Source organism: Streptomyces sp. NPDC042364 (genome assembly GCF_056437585.1).
Map to the genome: position 1 here is coordinate 17,445 of NZ_JBWKAJ010000001.1, position 19,526 is coordinate 36,970.

Consider the following 19,526-nt stretch of genomic DNA (forward strand, 5'->3'; position numbering starts at 1 on the left):
AGCATGCCAGGGCGCGTGCCGTGGCGTGAATCACCTGATCCTCCGCTCACCGCGGCCCTACCTGCCGGTAGATTCAGTGCTCCTTGAACGATCAAGTCTGTAACTTGTTCTACATTACCGTCCCGACGTAATCTCACCGGACAACACAGGCAGAAGGGGGCCGAGAGTGACCGCTGAGGCCAGTGAGGCGGGGCATCGGGCAAGCCCCGCCGCCGACGGCGGCCGACCGCTCGACATCGCGCTCCTCACCTATAAAGGGAACCCGTTCTGCGGGGGCCAGGGCGTGTACGTACGGCACCTCTCGCGCGAACTCGCCCGCCTCGGCCACCGGGTGGAGGTCATCGGCTCCCAGCCCTACCCCGTCCTCGACGAGGACGCGGTTCCCGACGCCGGACCGGGCGGGCTCTCCCTCACCGAGCTGCCCAGCCTCGACCTCTACCGGCAGCCCGACCCCTTCCGCACCCCGAAGCGCGACGAGTACCGCGACTGGATCGACGCGCTCGAAGTGGCGACCATGTGGACCGGCGGCTTCCCCGAGCCCCTGACGTTCTCCCTCCGCGCCCGCCGCCATCTGCGCGCCCGGCGCGGCGAGTTCGACGTCGTCCACGACAACCAGACCCTCGGCTACGGCCTGCTGGGCGATGTCGGCGCGCCCCTCGTCACCACCATCCACCACCCCATCACCGTCGACCGGCAGCTGGAGCTGGACGCCGCCGAGGGCTGGCAGCGCCGCACGTCGGTACGCCGCTGGTACGCCTTCACCCGTATGCAGAAGCGCGTCGCGCGCCGGCTGCCGAGCGTGCTCACCGTCTCCGGCACCTCCCGCCAGGAGATCGTCGACCACCTCGGCGTACGGGGCGACCGCATCCACGTCGTCCACATCGGCGCCGACACCGACCTCTTCTCGCCCGATCCCTCGGTGGCGCGGATACCCGGCCGGATCGTCACCACCTCCAGCGCCGACGTGCCCCTGAAGGGCCTCGTCTTCCTGGTGGAGGCACTGGCGAAAGTCCGCACCGAGCACCCCGCGGCCCACCTGGTCGTCGTCGGCAAACGGCCCACCGAGGGCCCCGTCGCCCAGGCCGTGGAGCGGTACGGCCTCGAAGGCGCCGTCGAGTTCGTCAAGGGCATCTCCGACGCCGAGCTGGTCGACCTGGTCCGCTCCGCCGAGGTCGCCTGCGTGCCCTCCCTGTACGAGGGCTTCTCGCTCCCCGCCGCCGAGGCCATGGCCACCGGCACACCCCTGGTCGCCACCACCGGCGGCGCCATACCGGAAGTCGCCGGACCCGACGGCGAGACGTGCCTCGCGGTCCCCACGGGCGACGCCGGCGCCCTGGCCGCCGGGCTGAACCGGCTGCTCGGCGACCCCGACCTGCGGGCCCGCCTCGGCCACGCGGGCCGCGAACGGGTGCTGCGCCGGTTCACCTGGGCCAAGGCCGCCGAGGGCACGGTCGCCCACTACCGCGAGGCGATCGCCCGCGCCGAGGGGCGCCCGGCGGGGGCCGCCGTGAGCACCGCCGCCCGCGCCGTACCGGCGGCGGACCGCACCGCCGACCGAGCCGTCGACGCCGGCGAGGCCGTCGAAGAAGCAGTTGAAGCAAACCGCGAAAGCGCCGACCGCGAAAGCAGGGCCACGTGCTGACCGTCGATTTCTCCCGGTTCCCGCTCGCCCCGGGGGACCGCGTCCTGGATCTCGGCTGTGGAGCGGGCCGGCACGCCTTCGAGTGCTACCGGCGCGGCGCCCAGGTCGTCGCCCTCGACCAGAACGGCGACGAGATCCGCGAGGTCGCCAAGTGGTTCGCGGCGATGAAGGAGGCCGGCGAAGCCCCCGAAGGCGCGACCGCCACGGCGATGGAGGGCGACGCCCTCGCCCTGCCCTTCCCCGACGAGTCCTTCGACGTCGTCATCATCTCCGAGGTCATGGAGCACATCCCCGACGACAAGGGCGTGCTCGCCGAGATGGTCCGGGTGCTCAGGCCCGGCGGCCGCATCGCGATCACCGTCCCGCGCTACGGCCCCGAGAAGGTCTGCTGGACGCTCTCCGACGCGTACCACGAGGTCGAGGGCGGTCACATCCGCATCTACAAGGCGGACGAACTCCTCGGCAAGGTCCGCGAGGCCGGCCTCAAGCCGTACGGCACCCACCACGCCCACGCCCTGCACTCGCCGTACTGGTGGCTGAAGTGCGCGTTCGGCGTCGACAACGACAAGGCGCTGCCGGTCCGCGCGTACCACAAGCTGCTGGTCTGGGACATCATGAAGAAGCCCCTGGCCACCCGGGTCGCCGAGCAGGCGCTCAACCCGCTGATCGGCAAGAGCTTCGTGGTGTACGCGACGAAGCCGCACCTGCCGCGGATCGCCGACGGCGGCGCCGCCGGGACCGAGGCCGGGGCGGCCGCCAAGTGACCACGCCCCGGACAGAACACCTGGTCCTGCCCGGGGTCCTCACCGCCGAGCAGGCCGCCGCCACCGTCCGCGGGATCCTCGCGGTGCAGCGGGAGGACGGCGCGATCCCCTGGTTCCGCGGACATCACCTGGACCCCTGGGACCACGTCGAGGCCGCCATGGCCCTCGACGCGGCCGGTGAGCACGACGCCGCCGAGCGCGCCTACGAGTGGCTGCGCCGGCACCAGAACGCGGACGGCTCCTGGTACGCCGCGTACGCCGACGGCGACGCCGACGACATCACCGACCGGGGCCGTGAGACCAACTTCGTCGCGTACATAGCCGTCGGCGTCTGGCACCACTACCTGGCCACCGGCGACGACACCTTCCTCGACCGCGTCTGGCCGACCGTCCACGCGGCGATCGAGTACGTCCTGCGGCTCCAGCAGCCCGGCGGCCAGATCGGCTGGAAGCGCGAGGACGACGGCACGCCCGTGACCGACGCCCTGCTGACCGGCTCCTCCTCCATCCACCAAGCGCTGCGCTGCGCGCTCGCCATCGCCGAGCAGCGCGAAGAGCCGCAGCCGGACTGGGAGTTGGCCGTCGGCGCGCTGCGGCACGCGATACGCCGCCACCCCGAGCGGTTCCTCGACAAGGACCGCTACTCGATGGACTGGTACTACCCGGTGCTGGGCGGCGCGTTGACCGGTACGGAGGCCAAGTCCCGTATCGAGGAGGGCTGGGACCGTTTCGTCGTCCCCGGCTTCGGCGTCCGGTGCGTCGTCCCCAACCCGTGGGTGACGGGCGGCGAGTCCGCCGAACTCGCCCTCGCGCTCTGGGCGATGGGCGAGTCCGACCGGTCCCTGGAGATCCTCCAGTCCATCCAGCACCTGCGCGACCCCGCCACCGGTCTCTACTGGACGGGCTACGTCTTCGAGGACCAGGCCGTCTGGCCCGAGGAACTGACCTCCTGGACCGCGGGGTCCCTGCTCCTCGCCGTGGCCGCGCTGGGCGGCCACGAGGCGACATGCGCGGTGTTCGGCGGGGAGCGGCTGCCGCGGGGCCTGGACGACTTCGACGACTCGGAGTGCTGCGCTCCGCCGTCCGGGCAGGGGGCTTGAGGCCGTGAAGCGGCCGCGGGTGAGTGGGCGCTGGTCGCGCCCACGCGGCCGCGCCGCATGTGTCCCTGCCCCGCGCCCCTGAAGAACACGGGCCGGGCCCGGGGGTGTTCAGGGGCGCGGGGAACTGCGCGAGCGACCACGACCCACCCGCAGCCCCCGGAAGCCGCGACCACCCGACCTCCGACCGGGCGGCCCGCTCCGCGAAGCGCTAGTGGCGGTGCATGCGGTTCGCGATGGCGTGGCCCACGAGCAGGTAGACCACCGCGGCCAGGCCGTAGCCGGCGACGACCCGCGCCCACTGCTCGTCGAAGGTGAACAGGTCGTGGGACCAGCCGGCGAGCCAGCGGGCCGCGTCATGGACGAACTGCACGAAGTCGTTTCCGCCGTTCGCACCCAGCAGGTACATCAGGATCCACAGGCCGAGAATGAAGGCCATCACGTCCGCGACGATCGCGATGACCCGGCCCGCCTGGTTGGAGCCGCTATATCGAGACATGCTTGACGGGTTGCCCGTAACACCTGGCCGAAACCCTATGAGTTGAGCTCGGCCAGCACCCGCAGCGTCGGCCGGTCCGGTGCCACCACGAGCAGATCCGTCACCGGCCCCTTCCGCCACGCCTCCAGCCGCTCGGCGATCCGCTCCCTCGGCCCCACCAACGAGATCTCGTCGGCGAACGCGTCCGGCACCGCGAGCACGGCCTCCTCACGACGGCCGTCGAGGAACAGCGCCTGTATCCGCCGGGCCTCCTCCTCGTACCCCATGCGCGCCATGAGGTCGGCGTGGAAGTTGCGCTTCGCGTGCCCCATCCCGCCGATGTAGAAGCCGAGCATGACCTTCACCGGCAGCAGCCCCTCGCTGACGTCGTCGCAGAGCTGCGCCCGCGCCATGGGCGCGACGAGGAACCCCTCGGGCAGACCGGTCAGCGACGCCTCGTAGACGTCCGTCCGCGTCGGCGACCAGTACAACGGCAGCCAGCCGTCCGCGATCCGGGTGGTCTGCGCGATGTTCTTCGGCCCTTCGGCGCCCAGCAGGACGGGCAGATCGGAGCGGAGGGGATGGGTGATGGACTTCAGCGGCCTGCCCACGCCCGTGCCGTCCGGACCGCCGTACGGCAGCGCGTGGAAGCGTCCGTCGAGCTCGACGGGCGCCTCCCGCCTCAGCACTTGGCGTACGACGTCGACATACTCCCGTGTCGCGGTCAAGGGTGAACTCGGGAACGGCCGCCCGTACCAGCCCTCCACGACCTGCGGACCGGACAGCCCCAGTCCGAGGAGCATCCGCCCCCCGGAGAGATGGTCGAGGGTGAGCGCGTGCATCGCGGTCGCCGTCGGCGACCTGGCCGCCATCTGCGCGACCGCCGTGCCCAGTTTGATCCGCGACGTGCGCGCCGCGATCCAGGTGAGCGGCGTGAACGCGTCCGACCCCCAGGACTCGGCGGTCCACACCGAGTCGTACCCGAGCCGCTCCGCCTCCTGGGCGAGCGGCACATGGTCCGCCGACGGACCGCGCCCCCAGTACCCGAGTGCCAGACCGAGCCGCATGCGCCCGCCTCCTGACGGTTGACGGTTCGTCAGTTCTGTCGGTGAGGAGGGCGACTGTACGACAACGGCCCCCCGCTCGGAAGAGCGAGGGGCCGGTCGTACGGCGAGGGGCGCGGTGCCGCGCTCAGCCGCGCTGGATGCCGGTGGTGTCCTGGAGGACACCGCGACGGCCGTCCTGCGTCTGGGCGACCAGGTTGGCGCCGCGCTGCTCGACCGCCAGGTACCAGGTGCCCGGCGCCAGTTCGGCGATCGTCGACTGCGAGCCGTCCTCGGCGAACAGCGGACGCGCCACCGGCACGGCGAACCAGAACGGCGAGAAGTCGCTCGCCGCCGCCTGCTGCGGGGCCGGGGCCTGCTGCTGCGGCGGCTGGCCACCGAACGGCGCGCCCGGCTGGCCCGGCTGCGGCTGGCTCGCACCGTACGGCGCCTGCGCACCGGCACCCGGGTAGCCGTAACCCCCCGGAGGCTGGGCGCCGTAGGGCTGCGGGGCGGCGGGCCGAGGGGCGCCGACGAGGGCGGCCTTGAGCGCGGGGACGAGGGGGGTGGCGATGGCCGCGGCGGCCATGACCAGGGTCGCGATGAGGGCGAGGATGAGGCCGGTGCCGGCGTCGGGGCCGTTGGCGTCGTTGACGTTGTCCACGCCGCCGCCCGGGTCGAAGATGTTCCCGAGCGCGCTCCACGCGGCGAAGACCGTGAAGGCGATACCGAAGTGGCCGAGGTCGATACCGGCGATCTTCGGAGCCTGCGGCAGCCCACGGGCGATGACGATGAACGCGGCGCCGAAGATGCCCGCCAGGACGACGCTGAGCAGGATGGGCCCGCTCTCCCAGAGGTTGGGCATGTCGATGCTGTCGGGAACCCCGTCGTACGAGTAGTTCTCGAGGAACGACGCGATGAACAGCAATACCGCTGCTCCGATCACGACGCCGTCGCCTCTGGTGAGGGAGCGGATATTCACTTCAGGTCCTTCGTCAGTCGTCTCGTCATCGGTGTGGAGGCGTCGCTGTTCACCATGTCGCCGTCAGGCTCCGGTGGGAAGCGCGGGGGTGGCCCCTCATCGTAGGGACGACCATATCGTCCGCCCGACGTAGCCGTACGTCGGGATTGCCACGATGATCACGACCCTTCCCCTACCCGCGCAGGAAACTCACGATTCCCTCAGAGATCCCCTGCGCGGCCTTCTGCCGCCATGTGCCACTGGTCAACAGTGCCGCGTCCTTGCTATCGCGCATATTGCCGCACTCGATGAACACCTTGGGGACCGTTGACAGATTGAGACCGCCCAGGTCCTGACGTGTGACGAGACCGGTACCTGCGCCCACGTAGTTGGAGGGCGCGCTGCCCGTCTCGCGGACGAACTTCCCGGCGATGCGCTCCCCGAGGTCGCGGGAAGGACCGACGATGGGGCGGGTGTCGGCGGCGCCCTCGTTCACGGCGCCCGGAAGGATGACGTGGAAGCCGCGGTTGCCGGCGCCTGAGCCGTCCGCGTGGATCGACACCACCGCGTCGGCCTCCGCCTCGTTGCCGATGCGGGCCCGCTCGTCGATGCAGGGACCCCACTCGCGGTCGCCGTCCTGCGTGAACTTCACGGTCGCGCCCTGCCGTTCGAGCAGCGTCCGGATCCGTCGCGAGACGTCCAGCGTGAACCTGGCCTCCGTGTAACCGTCGTTGGTCGACGTCCCCGTGGTGTCGCACTCCTTCATCCCGGTGCCGATGTCCACCTTGCGGTTGATCTCGGCGGTGTGCCGGAAGTTCGCCGTGTTGTGGCCGGGGTCGATGACGACGACCTTGCCCTTCAGGGGACCGTCGGCGGCGGCTCCCGAGGAGGGCGTGGGGCTGGCTTTCCCGCCGTCGCCCCCTTCCTTGCCGTCCTTGCCGTCGCCGTCCTTCGAAGGGGCCGGCTCGGCGGAGGGCGTCGGCGACGCCGGGGGAGCGGTTTCCGGCTCGCCCTGCGGGGCCGCCCGGTTCGACCCGTCGTTCCCTCCGCCCGGGTCACCGACGGCCTGCCACACCCCCCACCCGGCCACCGACCCCACCACGACGGCGGCGACGGCCACGGTCAGCGGACGGCGCAGAGGTGAACGGCGGGGCTGGGGCGGCTCGAAGTCCGGTCCTACGTACGACACGCCTGCCACCATACGGGGCGGGCCGCCGGTGACGGCTGCCCGGCGCCGTACCCGATGCCGTACCGCCGTGGTCCGTCCCCTGCTGCCGCCGCTGCCGCTGCCGCCGCCCCTGCGGGCCCGGCGCCCCGGCAGGGGTGTGACCAGCGGATGGGCGTACAGGCGGTCGCACGGTAGAGTCGGCCAATTACTGCTTGTCGTGGGGGCAGGGCTCGGCCGGGCGGTGGCAGGAGCCCTGGGGGGAGGGCCTGTAACGGATGAGTCGTCGCTCCAACGGGTTGGTCGGGGTCTGGGCCGAGGCACAGCGCCAGCAGCAGCGTCAGATGGAGGCGCGGGCCAGGCAGCAACGGGAGTACGAGCGGCAGCAGCGCGCGTACCAGCGGGAGGTGGCCCGCAGCCACCGCGAGCAGCAGCAGGCCTACCGGCAGCGGCGTGAGGCGGAGGCCCGCAGGCGCACCGAGGAACTGGACGCGCAGGTCGCCGCCCTCCAGGGGCTGCTGGCCGCCGGCTGCCGGGCCCCGGCGTTCCGCGCCGCCTCCCTCACCCGCCCCGAACAGCTGGAACCCTTCGCTCCGGGCGTGCTCGCCCACCCGGTGCCCATGCCGGACCCCGCTCACTACCAGGCCCAGGGCGGCTGGACCGCCGGCCGGCGGGCCCAGGCGCAGGCCGAGGCCAGGGACCGGTTCGAGCAGGACTGGCACGCGGCCCAGGCGGCGGAGGCTCAGCGGCAGCGTCAACTCGCCCAGTACCAGCGGCAGTACCAGCAGTGGGCCGACGGACAGCTGGCCGACATCCGCCGGCACAACGCGGGCGTCGCCGAGATGACGACGGCCCTGCGGGACGGCAGCGACCCGGAGGCCGCCGTCGAGTACTTCTCCGCGGCGCTCTACGCCTCCGCCGCCTGGCCCGAGGGCTTCCCCCGCCAGGTCTCCGCCGCCTACGACGCGGCCGCCCGCGAACTCGTCCTCGACTGGGAGCTGCCCCGCTTCGACGTCGTCCCCGAGACGAAGTCCGTGCGCTATTTGTACAACGCCGACCAGGACAAGGAGACCGCCCGACCCGTCACCCAGCGGCGCGCCCTCTACCGGGACGTCCTCGCCCAGTGCGTCCTGCTCGTGCTGCACGACCTCTTCGCGGCCGACGAGTTCGGCGCCCTGGAGGCGGTCACGCTGAACGGGTTCGTCGACGACCACGACCCGGCGACCGGCCGGCGCGCGCAGATCGTCCTCGCGAGCGTCGTGGCACCGCGTGCGGTGTTCACGGGGCTGCACCTGGAGCAGGTCAGCGCCGTCGACTGTCTGCTCGACGGGCTCCGCGGGCAGCTGTCCGCCAAGCCGGACCAGCGCACCGCCGTACGGCCGGGCCGCCGGCCCGCCGACGTCGGCAACGGTGTCGTCACCCACGGCGGCGACGAGGACCCCGATCTGCTGGAGATGGACCCGGTCGCCTTCGAGGAGCTGGTCGCCGAACTCTTCCAGGCCATGGGGATGCAGGCGGTCACCACCCAGCGCTCCAACGACGGCGGTGTGGACGTCGACGCCCTCGACCCGACCCCGATCCGCGGCGGCAAGATCGTCGTCCAGGTCAAGCGCTACCGCAACACCGTCCCCCCGACGGCCGTCCGGGACCTCTACGGCACCGTCCAGCACGCGGGCGCCAACAAGGGCGTCCTGGTGACGACGTCCAGGTTCGGACCCGGCTCGCACACCTTCGCCAACGGCAAGCCGCTCGAACTGGTCTCCGGAAGCGAACTCGTCGACCTGCTCCACCGGCACGGCCTGCGCGGGCGCCTGGGCACGGGCGAGCGCGCCGTCCCCGCCCAGCGGACTGCGCAGGACCCCCGGCAGGCCATGGCCACAAGCCCCGGCACCGGCGAGCCCACGGGGCCCACGGACGCCTTCAGCGTGCTGGGCATGGGGTGGAGCGGCACCGTCGCCCTGGACGTCTGCGCGCTCGTCTGCCACGGCAACCGGGTGCTCAGCGACGACCACTTCGTCTTCTACAACAACCTGCGCACCCCCGACGGCACGGTCCGCGCGCTCCCCCCGGTGGCACCGGACAAGGCCGCGATCCAGGTCTCCTTCGACGCGCTGCCCGCCGAGGCCGACCGGCTCGTCCTCGTGGCGGCGATCGACCCCGCCGTCAACCCGGAAGCCGACCTGTCCGGCTTCACCGACGCCCGCATCCGGCTCCTGGACCCGTCCCGCACCGAGCAGGGCCGGCTCGACGTCTCCGACGGCCGCCAGGGCGAGACCGCCCTGGTCCTCGGCTCCTTCCGCCGCCGCGCCAACGGCGACTGGGACTTCGTCCTCGGCGGCAAGGGCTACCGCGGGGGCCTGGAGGAACTGGTCCAGGACTACGGGATCGAGGTCGCGTAGGCAGGGTCGGGAGGGGGCCGCGTCAGATACCGGCCGCCGTGCGCCGCAGCACCCGCAGTGAGTCCGTCGCCGACACCTCCGTGAACGCGCCGGAGGCGAGGGCCCGCAGGTAGACGCGGTACGGGGCCTGGCCGGTGAACTCGTCGGCCGGGTCGGGGAAGACGTCGTGGATGACGAGGAGGCCGCCCTCGGCGACATGCGGGGCCCAGCCCTCGTAGTCGGCGGTGGCGTGCTCGTCGGTGTGGCCGCCGTCGACGAAGACGAGGGCCAGGGGGGAGTTCCAGACCTTCGCCACCTGCGGGGAGCGGCCCACCAGCGCGATCACGTGCTCCTCCAGGCCCGCTCGGTGCAGCGTGCGGCGGAAGGCCGGCAAGGTGTCCATCAGGCCGATCTCGGGGTCGACGGTCTCCGGGTCGTGGTACTCCCAGCCCGGCTGCTGCTCCTCGCTGCCCCGGTGGTGGTCGACCGTGATCGCCGGGACGCCCGCCTCACGCGCCGCGTCCGCGAGGAGGATCGTCGAGCGGCCGCAGTACGTGCCGACCTCCAGCAGCGGGAGCCCGAGGCGCCCCGCCTCGACGGCCGCCGCGTACAGGGCCAGCCCCTCGCCCACGGGCATGAACCCCTTGGCCGACTCGAACGCGGCGAGGATCTCCGGCTTGGGGGCCGCGGGCATGGGGTCCTCCGTGGTGGTGTGGTCGTATGCGTCGGCGGGTGCCTGGCCGGGTGCGGTACGGGGCCTCATGGCCGTACGTCCCCGGAGGCGCTCCATGCTGCCATGCGGCCGGTCGGCGTCGTCAGGACACCCGTCCCCCGGACGGTGTCAGGACACCCGCTCGACCGGGCGTTCGACGCCTGCCGTGTCCTCCGCGCTGCTCGCCCGGAGGGTCGGGCCGTTCACGGGACGGCGGCCGGGGAGCAACACGGCGACGAGGATGCCGACGGCGACCGCGGCGGTGGCGATCAGGAACGAGACCCGGAAGCCGTGCATGGTGGGGACCGCGACACCGCCGACGTGGTTCGCGGTGCTGGCGAGGACCATGCCGACGACGGCGCTCGACACCGATGTGCCGATGGAGCGCATGAGGGTGTTGAGACCGTTCGCGGCACCCGTCTCGGAGGGGTCGACGGCGCCGACGATCAGCGCGGGAAGCGAGGAGTAGGCGAGGCCGATACCCGTGCCGAGGACCACCGACACCACCACGGTCTGCCAGGCGGCGCTCATCAGCCCGAGGCCCGCGCCGTAGCCGACCGCGATGATCACCAGACCGAGGATGAGGGTGTACTTGGGCCCGTATTTGGCGGACAGCCGGGCGTAGACCGGCGCGGTGAACATCATCGTCAGACCGAGCGGTGCCACGCACAGGCCCGCGACGACCATCGACCGGCCGAGGCCGTAGCCGGTGGACGTGGGCAGCTGGAGGAGCTGGGGCAGAACGAGGGAGACGACGTAGAAGGAGACGCCGACCATGATCGAGGCGAGGTTGGTGAGGAGCACCTCGCGACGGGCGGTCGTGCGCAGGTCCACCAGGGGCGCGGCGATGCGCAGTTCCAGGACGCCCCACAGCATCAGCACCAGAGCCGACGCGGCGAACAGTCCGAGCGTGGTCACGGAGGTCCAGCCCCAGTCGCTGCCCTTGGTGATGGGCAGGAGGAAGAGGACCAGGCCGAGGGAGAGGCCGAGCGCACCGAGGAGGTCGAAGGTGCCCTCGGCGCGCGTCTTCGTCTCGGGCACGGCGACGAGGGTGAGGACGATCGAGAGGACGCCGAGGCCGGCCGCACCGAAGAAGAGGACGTGCCAGTCGGCGTTCTGGGCGACGGCCGCGGCGAGCGGCAGGGCGAGTCCGCCGCCCACGCCTATGGACGAGCTCATCAGGGCCATCGCCGAGCCGAGGCGTTCGCGCGGCAGCTCGTCGCGCATCAGGCCGATGCCCAGCGGGATCGCGCCCATGGCGAAGCCCTGGAGGGTACGGCCCACGATCATCGGGATCAGGGCGCTGGTGAATCCGCTGATCAGCGCGCCGACCACCATCACCGCCAGGCTGGCGAGCAGCATCCGGCGCTTGCCGTGGAGGTCGCCGAGACGGCCCATGATCGGGGTGGCCACGGCGCCCGAGAGAAGGGTGGAGGTCAGGACCCAGGTGGCATTGCCGGGGGTGGTGTCGAGGAGCTGGGGGAGGTCCTTGATCACCGGGACCAGCAGGGTCTGCATCACCGCGACCACGATGCCCGCGAAGGCCAGCACGGGGACGATCCCGCCGTTCGTTCTCCGGGTGGGCTCGTGTGCGGCTGGTGTGTGCGGATGCGTCATGGAGCGGGCCTCCTGGCCGGACGAAGGTGCGTGACGGCTGAACCTCGTCGACCTGGGCAACTATTCCGATGGTTTGAGTGGCTAACGAAATCTTGACCTGCTCATGGGAATGTGATCGCCCGTCAGGCCGGGAGGGGCGATGTCCGCGGCGGCGCGCCCGAGACTCGTCCGGCGTGGGGTGCGGTGCGGTGGAGGTGGGCGCGGTGGGGGGATGGCGGGGTCGCGTCGCGGCGGCCCGGGGGTCGGGCCGGTGTCGGGGCCGGTGTGGGTTTCGGGGCGGGCGTGGTCGCCGGGTGGCCCGCGGGGGTGGGCGCCCGGCGCCGGGTGCCCGCATCCGAGGCGGCTTCCGATCCTCATCTGACACAGTGTCAGGAGTCTTCACAAGTGCACGTGCCTCGGCTATACAGAGGGTCGCCGGACTGGAACGCGTTCTAGAAGGGCGGGTTCCGGACCCCTGTGACGACCTCGGCGCGGCCGCTGGTGCGGACGGTCGTGCCGAGGTTCCGAGGTTCTTCCGAGAACAGGAGCCCCATGCCCATCGACGCAGCCAGGGCCCTCGCGGCCGAGCCCCGCTCCGCCGGGATCACCTGGACCCGCAAGGACGTCCTGCTCTACCACCTCGGCATCGGCGCCGGCACCCCCGCGACCGATCCGGACGAGCTGCGCTACACCCTGGAGTCCCGGCTGCACGTCCTGCCGAGCTTCGCCACCGTCGCGGGCGCCGGCTCACCGGATGTCATCGGCGGCCTGAACGTCCCGGGCGTGGACGTCGACCTCGCCAAGGTCCTGCACGGCGGCCAGCGCGTCGCACTGCACCGGCCCATCCCCGTCGAGGGCCGCGCGACCGCGACCTCCCGGGTGGCGGCGGTGTACGACAAGGGCAAGGCCGCCGTCCTGGTCATGCGCACCGACGTGGCCGACACCGAGGGCCCGCTGTGGACGAACGAGGCCCAGATCTTCGTCCGGGGCGAGGGCGGCTGGGGCGGCGAGCGCGGCCCGTCCGCCCGTCAGGAGTCACCGACGACCGCCCCCGACAAGGAGGTCGAGCGCGTCGTACGCGAGGACCAGGCGCTGCTCTACCGCCTCTCCGGCGACTGGAACCCGCTGCACGCCGACCCGGAGTTCGCCGCCCGCGCCGGGTTCGACCGCCCGATCCTGCACGGTCTGTGCACCTACGGGATCACGCTCAAGGCCGTGGTGGACACGCTGCTCGACGGGGAGGTCGCCCGGGTCCGCTCCTACGGCACCCGCTTCGCGGGAGTCGTCCTCCCGGGCGAGACCCTCCGCATCCGGATGTGGCGGCCGGACGACCGCTCGGTCCGGGTGGCGGTCAGCGCCGCCGACCGGGACGACGCTCCGGTGCTGGCGGACACCCTGGTCGAGCACGAATGAGCAGTTCAGCGCAACCGTAGGTCATGTACGCCGGACAGGTTCAGTACTCCTGACGGGTTACTGCCGGCCGGTACTCCTGAGGGGAGCCGCACCATGCGCGCAGCCGTACTGCACGAGATCGGCCAGGACAAGCTGGAGGTGCTCGACGACGTCGAGGCGGCGGGCTTCGGGCCGGGCAAGGTGAGGATCCGGGTGCGGGCCACGGGCCTGTGCCACTCGGACCTGTCCGCGATGGCCGGGGTGCTGCCGCAGCCGGGGCCCTTCGTCCCCGGACACGAAGGCGCCGGGGAGATCCTCGACGTGGGGGAGGGCGTGAGCGGCCTGAAGCCCGGCGACCGGGTCGTCGTCTGCTGGCTGCCGGCCTGCGGCAGCTGTCCGGCCTGCAAGCGCGGCCAGACCCAGCTGTGCCTCGCCGGGTTCCTCAACGCGGGCACCCCCAACTTCAAGCGGCCCACCGGTGACGTCTTCGGCTTCGCGGGCACCGGCACCTTCGCCGAGGAGGTCGTCGTCGACGCCGGGTGCGCCGTGCCGATCCCCGACGACGTGCCGTTCGACGTCGCCGCTCTCATCGGCTGCGGGGTCACCACCGGTCTCGGCGCGGCCCTCAACACCGCCGACGTGGAGGCCGGTTCCTCGGTCGCCGTCATCGGGTGCGGCGGCGTCGGCATCTCGGCGATCCAGGGCGCCCGGCTCAAGGGCGCCGCCGAGATCGTCGCCGTGGACCCGGTGGTCTCACGCCGCGACGCGGCCCTCAGGTTCGGCGCCACCAAGGCCGTCTCCCCGGAGGAGCTGGCCGACGCCAAGCAGTCCGTCACCGGAGGCGAGGGCTTCGACTACGTCTTCGAGGTCGTGGGCCGCTCGGCCACCGCCCGCACCGCCTACGAGAACACCCGGCGCGGCGGCACCCTGGTCGTCGTCGGCGCGGGCGCCATGGACGACTTCCTCCAGCTCAGCATGTTCGAGCTGTTCTTCGACGAGAAGCGCATCCTGCCCTCCATGTACGGCGGCGGCGACGTCCTGCGCTCCTACGAGCGGGCCATCGCCCTGTGGCGGGCCGGCCGGATCGACCTGGAGGGCCTGATCACCCACCGGGTGCCCCTCGCGGACATCAACGAGGCACTCGACCAGATGCGCACCGGAGCGGCGCTGCGGACCTGCATAGAGGTCTGACGTCCCCGGCGCCACGGACGACTCCGAAGCGGACTCCGGAGGCCGAGCACGGCCCGGGTGCCGCTGCCGGCCTGGACGGACTCCGACGACTTCAAGGATGCCCATGTCATTGCCACTGGAGGGACTGTCGGCGATCGTCACCGGCGCGGGCCGGGGCCTCGGCCGGGCCGAGGCGCTGGAGCTCGCCCGGCTCGGCGCGGCCGTCGTCGTCAACGACTACGGACAGCCGGGCCGGGACGGCACCGGGGGCGCGTCCACCGGGCCCGCCGAGGAGGTGGCGGCGGAGATCCGGGCCGCGGGCGGCCGCGCCCTGGCCCACAGCGGTGACGTCTCCGACCACCACCAGGCGCGGGAGCTGGTCGAGTCGGCGATCGGGGAGTTCGGAAAGCTGGACATCCTGGTCAACAACGCGGGCATCCTGCGCGACCGGATGGTCTTCTCGATGTCCGAGGACGAGTGGGACTCGGTGATCCGGGTCCACCTCAAGGGCCACTTCAACACGATCCGCTTCGCGTCCGCGCACTGGCGTACGAGGGCGAAGGCCGCGGGTGAGCCGGTGTACGGGCGGATCGTGAACACCTCGTCCGAGGCGTTCCTCGCCGGCTCGGCCGGCCAGCCCAACTACGCGGCGGCGAAAGGCGGGATCGTCGGACTGACCACGTCCTCGGCCCAGGCGCTCGGCCGGTACGGCGTCACGGCGAACGTGATCTGCCCCCGGGCGCGGACCCGGATGACGGAGGACGTGTTCGCGGGCCTCGCCCGCCCCGAGCGGGGCCCCGACCCGCTCGCCCCCGAGCATGTCGCGCCGCTCGTCGGTTACTTGGCCTCACCCGTCGCCGGACACATCAACGGGCAGCTGCTCGTCGTCCACGGCGGCATGGTGGCCGTCGTCGAACGGCCGCGTGTGCAGGCGCAGTTCGACACCAAGCAGGACACGTTCACCTACGACGAACTGGACGGCCTGCTCACGCCGTACTACGCGGACCGCCCCCAGGGGGAGACCTTCGCGGCGACGGAGGTGCTGGGGCTCAGGAAGCGGGACGGAGTCGGCTGACCCGCCCTGCCCGGCCGCGGGGCACAGGCGCGGCGGAACGGCCACGGCCCCGCCCCGTCGGTGACGGGGCGGGGCCGGGTATCGCGGTGATGAGCGGTCCGGTACCGGATTGACGTTTCTTCAGATCGGCTGTCCGGACCGATCGCAGATGACGTGTGCCGCAGTTCAGGCGGCCGTCGTCGTCTCCGCCTGCTCGACCGGCTTGCGGTGACGCCCGCGAGGCGTCGCCTCGGCGTCGTGGGCCGAGATCTGGCCCCGGTGCCTGCCGTGGCCGTCCACCTCGTGGTGGTCGGCAGTGGGCGGCTGAGTGGTGTGCGCGTCGCTCATGGAATGTGTTCCCCGTCGGCATGATCTTCTTACAGGCGGGTGAGTTTAACGGGCTTCGGCCCACGATCCGAAGGCGCCTGAAGGCGTGTCGGCCTCCGTCGCGCCGCCATGGCCGAAACCTGTAAGGGCCCGGCGCGAGCACGTCACCCGACGGTCAGCTCTTCGCTCACCCGCCCTTCCAGCGGAGCCTGTTGCAGCGGCACGGGCCGGGTGAGGGCAGGCCCGCCCGCCGCCACGGCCTCGGGCGCGGGCGGGAGCCCCGAGACGCCCATGGCCCCCACCCCATCCGGTACAACCGGCACGACCGGCTCAAGCACCTCATACGGCACGCCAGGCACAGGCACGCCAGGCACAGGCACGCCAGGCACAGGCACGCCAGGCACAGGCACACCTGGCACAGGCACACCTGGCGCAGGCACACCTGGCACACCAGGCACATCTGGCGTACCCGGCGCACCGGAATCAGTGGTCTCGCCCGGCTCGTCGGGCACTCCGCGCACACCCGGCGGGGCCCCCTCGTCCGCCGGACCGACTCCCCGAGCATCCTCGGGGGCCGGTTCGCGGGCTTCCGGCTCCTCCCTCCAGGGCACGCCCACCCGAGCCAGTCCGCACCGCACCACCCCTGTGGCATAGGGCAGTTGCAGCACTCCGTCCCTCGTCCACAGTCCTGCCCCCGTCAACCACCCCTCGGGGGACGGCAGATGGTAGACGTGGCGGGAGGCGGGGCGCCACAGACCGACCCAGCTGCCCCGGGCACCGTCCACGCGCAGCGCGACCGCGCAGCGCTCCGGGGTCAGGATCTGGCCCGGCTGGATGGCGAAGGGGGTCATACGGTGGCCGTCGGGGGCCCGCAGGCACTCCGGGAAGCGGACCGGCAGGGTGCTGCCCAGCACGCCCCAGCCCAGCCGGTCGTGGCCGGGCGAGGGCGCGTCCGAACTGATCAGCAGCAGCCCGCTGTCGGTATCGGCCAGCAGCAGCCGGTCGTTGCTGTCGTCCGCGATCTGGAGGAGGGGCGAGACCTCCCCGTCCCGCTCCAGGTCCACCACGACCGTCTTCGTGCGGCCGTCCCACTCCCGGTCCAGGGCGAGCAGCCGGCCGGCCGCGTCCAGCCAGACCCCGCCCGAACACCGCCCCGGTACCTCGGCCACCCGCTCCGGCCCGAACGCTCCGCCCGCCACCAGCCACACCACCGTGGAGCTCCGGCCCACGGCGAGGGCGTACGCCCACTCCCCGCATGGAGCGGGGGGCAGCAGCCGCAGCTCGGTGGCGGTATCCCCGCAGTCGACCGCGCCGAGGAGCAGTTCGCCGGTGCCCGGTCCGGTCGGGTAGAGGAGTGAGAACAGATGCCGTTCGCCCGCCCGTCGGTGGATGAGGACACGGCCGTCCGTCAGGGGGAGGACCTCGGTGCCGGGTTCCTCGGGCTGGCTCGCGGGCAGCGGTACGGCGTACGGCTCGGGGCCGTCCAGGGTCCAGCGCTCGGGGAACCAGGACGCGTCACCGGCGAGGGCGAGGCGTGCCGCGTAGCTCCCGTCCGCGGTGATCACGCAGCCGGGCGGCGACGAGGACCGTTTCTTCCCGTCGCCGGGGCCGCCTTCCTCGCTCTCGTCGTGCCCCTGTCCCGTCGCGTTCCCGTGGCCCGTCGCGGGGGATGGGGATGCACAGGCCGTCATCGTTCGATCACCTCCGGCCATGAAGCTAGTTTTCGCACGCACAGGCGTGGGGCAACCGGGCTTCCCCTTCACACATAAGGGTGCAAGCCCTGCGATTCACCTGAGGGAACGGCGAGGGATGTGCTGCCGGAGGCGTCGAGCGGCGTGGGCGGTCACCAGGGGTGAGGGGGCCCACCGGCCCGCGGGAAGGCGATCACCGGCCCGGTGGAGGTGGCCGCCGTCGCCCGGCGGGAGGTCCGGAGCGGCGGGCCGGAGGTCCGGAGCGACGGCCACGGGAGGTCGGGAACGACGGCCACGGGAGGTCGGGAACGACGGCCACGGGAGCGGCGGCAGCCGAGGCCGGGCGTCGGGGCGGCTGGTCAAGTGACCCGTGGCCGGTCGGGGACGCCAGTGGTGCAGGTAGCCTTTGTGCGTGCCCCGTCTGTCTGAAGTCATCGCCGAGCTCGACGCTCTCTGGCCGCCCGAGAGGGCCGAGGGGTGGGACGCGGTCGGCACGGTCTGCGGCGACCCCGACCAGGAGGTCACCCGGGTCCTGTTCGCCGTCGACCCGGTGCGGGAGATCGTCGAGGAAGCGGTGAAGCTGGGGGCGGACCTGCTGGTCACCCACCATCCGCTGTATCTGCGCGGTACGACGACGGTGGCGGCGTCCACCTTCAAGGGCCGCGTCGTGCACACCCTCATCAAGAACGACATCGCCCTGCACGTCGCCCACACCAACGCGGACACCGCGGACCCCGGGGTCAGCGACGCCCTCGCCGGGGCGCTGGACCTGCGGGTCGTACGACCCCTCGTGCCGGACCCCTCCGACCCCGCCGGGCGGCGCGGTCTCGGCCGCGTCTGCGAGCTGGACCACCCGCTGACCGTACGGGAGCTGGCCGCGCGGGCCGCCGAGCGGCTGCCCGCCACCGCGCAGGGCATCCGGGTCGCCGGCGATCCCGAGGCGCTGGTCCGCACGGTCGCCGTCAGCGGCGGCTCGGGCGACAGCCTCTTCGACGACGTGCGCGCGGCCGGTGTCGACGCCTTCCTCACCGCGGACCTGCGTCACCACCCCGCCTCCGAGGCCGTCGCCCGTACGACGGAAGCCGCGGCGACCCCCCTCGCGCTGCTCGACGCGGCGCACTGGGCCACCGAATGGCCCTGGTGCGAGCTGGCCGCCGCACAGCTCGACGAGATCTCCGACCGGAAGGGATGGGACCTGCGGGTCCACGTCTCGAAGACGGTCACCGACCCCTGGACCGCCCACGCGGCGTCCACCACCGCCACCGAGAACCTGGGAGCCCCCAACTGAACGCCGCGCCCGCCGACCAGATCCGACTCCTCGACGTCCAGGCCCTCGACGTGCGCCTCCAGCAGCTCGCGCACAAGCGGAGGTCGCTGCCCGAGCACGCCGAGATCGAGTCGCTGACCAAGGACCTCACCCAGCTGCGCGACCTCCTCGTCGCCGCGCAGACCGAGGAGAGCGACACCGCCCGGGAGCAGACCAAGGCCGAGCAGGACGTGGACCAGGTGCGCCAGCGTGCCGCCCGTGACCAGCAGCGCCTGGACTCGGGCGCGGTCAGCTCCCCGAAGGACCTGGAGAACCTCCAGCGTGAGATCGCCTCCCTCGCCAAGCGGCAGGGAGACCTGGAGGACATCGTCCTGGAGGTCATGGAGCGCCGGGAGTCCGCGCAGGAGCGGGTCGCCGAGCTGACGGAGCGGGTCGGCGCCGTCCAGGGCAGGATCGACGACACGACCGCCCGCCGGGACGCGGCCTTCGAGGAGATCGACGGCGAGGTCGCCTCGGTGACCAAGGAACGCGAGGTCATCGCCGCGTCCGTGCCCGCCGACCTCCTCAAGCTCTACGACAAGCTCCGTGAGCAGCAGGGCGGCATCGGTGCGGCCAAGCTGTACCAGCGCACCTGCCAGGGCTGCCGCCAGGAGCTGGCGATCACCGAGCTGAGCGAGATCCGCAAGGCCGCTCCCGACACGGTGGTCCGCTGCGAGAACTGCCGCCGGATCCTGGTGCGCACGGCGGAGTCGGGTCTGTAGGGCGGGCGGACAGACCAAGAGGCTGATG

General features: G+C 72.4%; 17 protein-coding genes. 9 read left to right on the forward strand and 8 right to left on the reverse strand.

The window, feature by feature from the left end; all coding sequences use genetic code 11:
• Positions 1 to 166 precede the first annotated feature (166 nt).
• Genes AC067N_RS00095 through AC067N_RS00105 form a run of 3 tightly spaced genes read left to right on the forward strand, consistent with a single transcriptional unit; the run spans position 167 to position 3,506 of the window.
• Complete coding sequence (locus AC067N_RS00095) at positions 167 to 1,642, forward strand: glycosyltransferase family 4 protein (RefSeq protein WP_478676589.1); 1,476 nt, start codon at positions 167 to 169, stop codon at positions 1,640 to 1,642.
• Positions 1,636 to 2,406 carry a class I SAM-dependent methyltransferase gene (locus tag AC067N_RS00100; protein ID WP_478676590.1) on the forward strand — a complete coding sequence of 257 codons (771 nt, stop codon included), beginning with the start codon at positions 1,636 to 1,638 and terminating at the stop codon, positions 2,404 to 2,406. Before AC067N_RS00095 ends, AC067N_RS00100 begins: the two co-directional genes overlap by 7 nt.
• Positions 2,403 to 3,506: a prenyltransferase gene (locus tag AC067N_RS00105; RefSeq protein ID WP_478676591.1), complete on the forward strand. Its 1,104-nt coding sequence runs from the start codon at positions 2,403 to 2,405 to the stop codon at positions 3,504 to 3,506. Before AC067N_RS00100 ends, AC067N_RS00105 begins: the two co-directional genes overlap by 4 nt.
• A 208-nt stretch (positions 3,507 to 3,714) precedes the next feature.
• Here the strand turns inward: AC067N_RS00105 and AC067N_RS00110 are convergent, their stop codons facing one another.
• The 4 genes from AC067N_RS00110 to AC067N_RS00125 all read right to left on the reverse strand — a co-directional run bounded on the left by AC067N_RS00110 (position 3,715) and on the right by AC067N_RS00125 (position 7,174).
• Positions 3,715 to 4,002: a hypothetical protein gene (locus AC067N_RS00110; protein ID WP_478676592.1), complete on the reverse strand. Its 288-nt coding sequence runs from the start codon at positions 4,000 to 4,002 to the stop codon at positions 3,715 to 3,717.
• Between the two features lie 35 nt (positions 4,003 to 4,037).
• On the reverse strand, positions 4,038 to 5,048 hold the full coding sequence (locus AC067N_RS00115) for an LLM class F420-dependent oxidoreductase (protein ID WP_478676593.1): 1,011 nt from the start codon (positions 5,046 to 5,048) through the stop codon (positions 4,038 to 4,040).
• A 124-nt stretch (positions 5,049 to 5,172) separates the two neighbouring features.
• A complete protein-coding gene (locus tag AC067N_RS00120; protein ID WP_478676594.1) occupies positions 5,173 to 6,006 on the reverse strand; it encodes a hypothetical protein in 834 nt (277 codons plus the stop codon).
• A gap of 172 nt (positions 6,007 to 6,178) precedes the next feature.
• Entirely contained in the window at positions 6,179 to 7,174 is a 996-nt protein-coding gene (locus tag AC067N_RS00125) for an N-acetylmuramoyl-L-alanine amidase (protein ID WP_478676595.1), read from the reverse strand.
• Between the two features lie 254 nt (positions 7,175 to 7,428).
• Between AC067N_RS00125 and AC067N_RS00130 the strand changes: the two genes are divergently transcribed.
• Positions 7,429 to 9,549 (forward strand): restriction endonuclease, encoded by a 2,121-nt coding sequence (locus AC067N_RS00130; RefSeq protein WP_478676596.1) that lies wholly within the window; start codon positions 7,429 to 7,431, stop codon positions 9,547 to 9,549.
• A 22-nt stretch (positions 9,550 to 9,571) separates the two neighbouring features.
• On the opposite strand, the gene AC067N_RS00135 is transcribed toward AC067N_RS00130, so the two are convergent.
• The gene (locus tag AC067N_RS00135; protein WP_478677159.1) at positions 9,572 to 10,222 is read right to left on the reverse strand and encodes a class I SAM-dependent methyltransferase; all 651 of its coding nucleotides are present in this window, start codon (positions 10,220 to 10,222) and stop codon (positions 9,572 to 9,574) included.
• Positions 10,223 to 10,369: 147 nt separating this feature from the next.
• Positions 10,370 to 11,857 (reverse strand): MFS transporter, encoded by a 1,488-nt coding sequence (locus AC067N_RS00140; RefSeq protein WP_478676597.1) that lies wholly within the window; start codon positions 11,855 to 11,857, stop codon positions 10,370 to 10,372.
• A 531-nt stretch (positions 11,858 to 12,388) separates the two neighbouring features.
• Between AC067N_RS00140 and AC067N_RS00145 the strand changes: the two genes are divergently transcribed.
• The 3 genes from AC067N_RS00145 to AC067N_RS00155 all read left to right on the forward strand — a co-directional run bounded on the left by AC067N_RS00145 (position 12,389) and on the right by AC067N_RS00155 (position 15,473).
• Positions 12,389 to 13,249: a MaoC/PaaZ C-terminal domain-containing protein gene (locus tag AC067N_RS00145; protein WP_478676598.1), complete on the forward strand. Its 861-nt coding sequence runs from the start codon at positions 12,389 to 12,391 to the stop codon at positions 13,247 to 13,249.
• A gap of 93 nt (positions 13,250 to 13,342) precedes the next feature.
• A complete protein-coding gene (locus tag AC067N_RS00150; RefSeq protein WP_478676599.1) occupies positions 13,343 to 14,419 on the forward strand; it encodes a Zn-dependent alcohol dehydrogenase in 1,077 nt (358 codons plus the stop codon).
• Between the two features lie 103 nt (positions 14,420 to 14,522).
• A complete protein-coding gene (locus AC067N_RS00155) occupies positions 14,523 to 15,473 on the forward strand; it encodes a 3-oxoacyl-ACP reductase (RefSeq protein WP_478676600.1) in 951 nt (316 codons plus the stop codon).
• Between the two features lie 165 nt (positions 15,474 to 15,638).
• On the opposite strand, the gene AC067N_RS00160 is transcribed toward AC067N_RS00155, so the two are convergent.
• Together AC067N_RS00160 and AC067N_RS00165 are read right to left on the reverse strand one after the other, a co-directional pair.
• The gene (locus tag AC067N_RS00160) at positions 15,639 to 15,800 is read right to left on the reverse strand and encodes a hypothetical protein (RefSeq protein WP_478676601.1); all 162 of its coding nucleotides are present in this window, start codon (positions 15,798 to 15,800) and stop codon (positions 15,639 to 15,641) included.
• A 143-nt stretch (positions 15,801 to 15,943) separates the two neighbouring features.
• Positions 15,944 to 17,470, reverse strand: a complete 1,527-nt coding sequence (locus AC067N_RS00165) for a hypothetical protein (RefSeq protein WP_478676602.1) — start codon at positions 17,468 to 17,470, stop codon at positions 15,944 to 15,946.
• A 412-nt stretch (positions 17,471 to 17,882) separates the two neighbouring features.
• On the opposite strand from AC067N_RS00165, the gene AC067N_RS00170 reads away from it, so the two are divergent.
• Together AC067N_RS00170 and AC067N_RS00175 are read left to right on the forward strand one after the other, a co-directional pair.
• Complete coding sequence (locus AC067N_RS00170; protein WP_478676603.1) at positions 17,883 to 18,758, forward strand: Nif3-like dinuclear metal center hexameric protein; 876 nt, start codon at positions 17,883 to 17,885, stop codon at positions 18,756 to 18,758.
• A complete protein-coding gene (locus AC067N_RS00175; protein WP_478677160.1) occupies positions 18,755 to 19,498 on the forward strand; it encodes a zinc ribbon domain-containing protein in 744 nt (247 codons plus the stop codon). Before AC067N_RS00170 ends, AC067N_RS00175 begins: the two co-directional genes overlap by 4 nt.
• Positions 19,499 to 19,526: the final 28 nt, after the last annotated feature.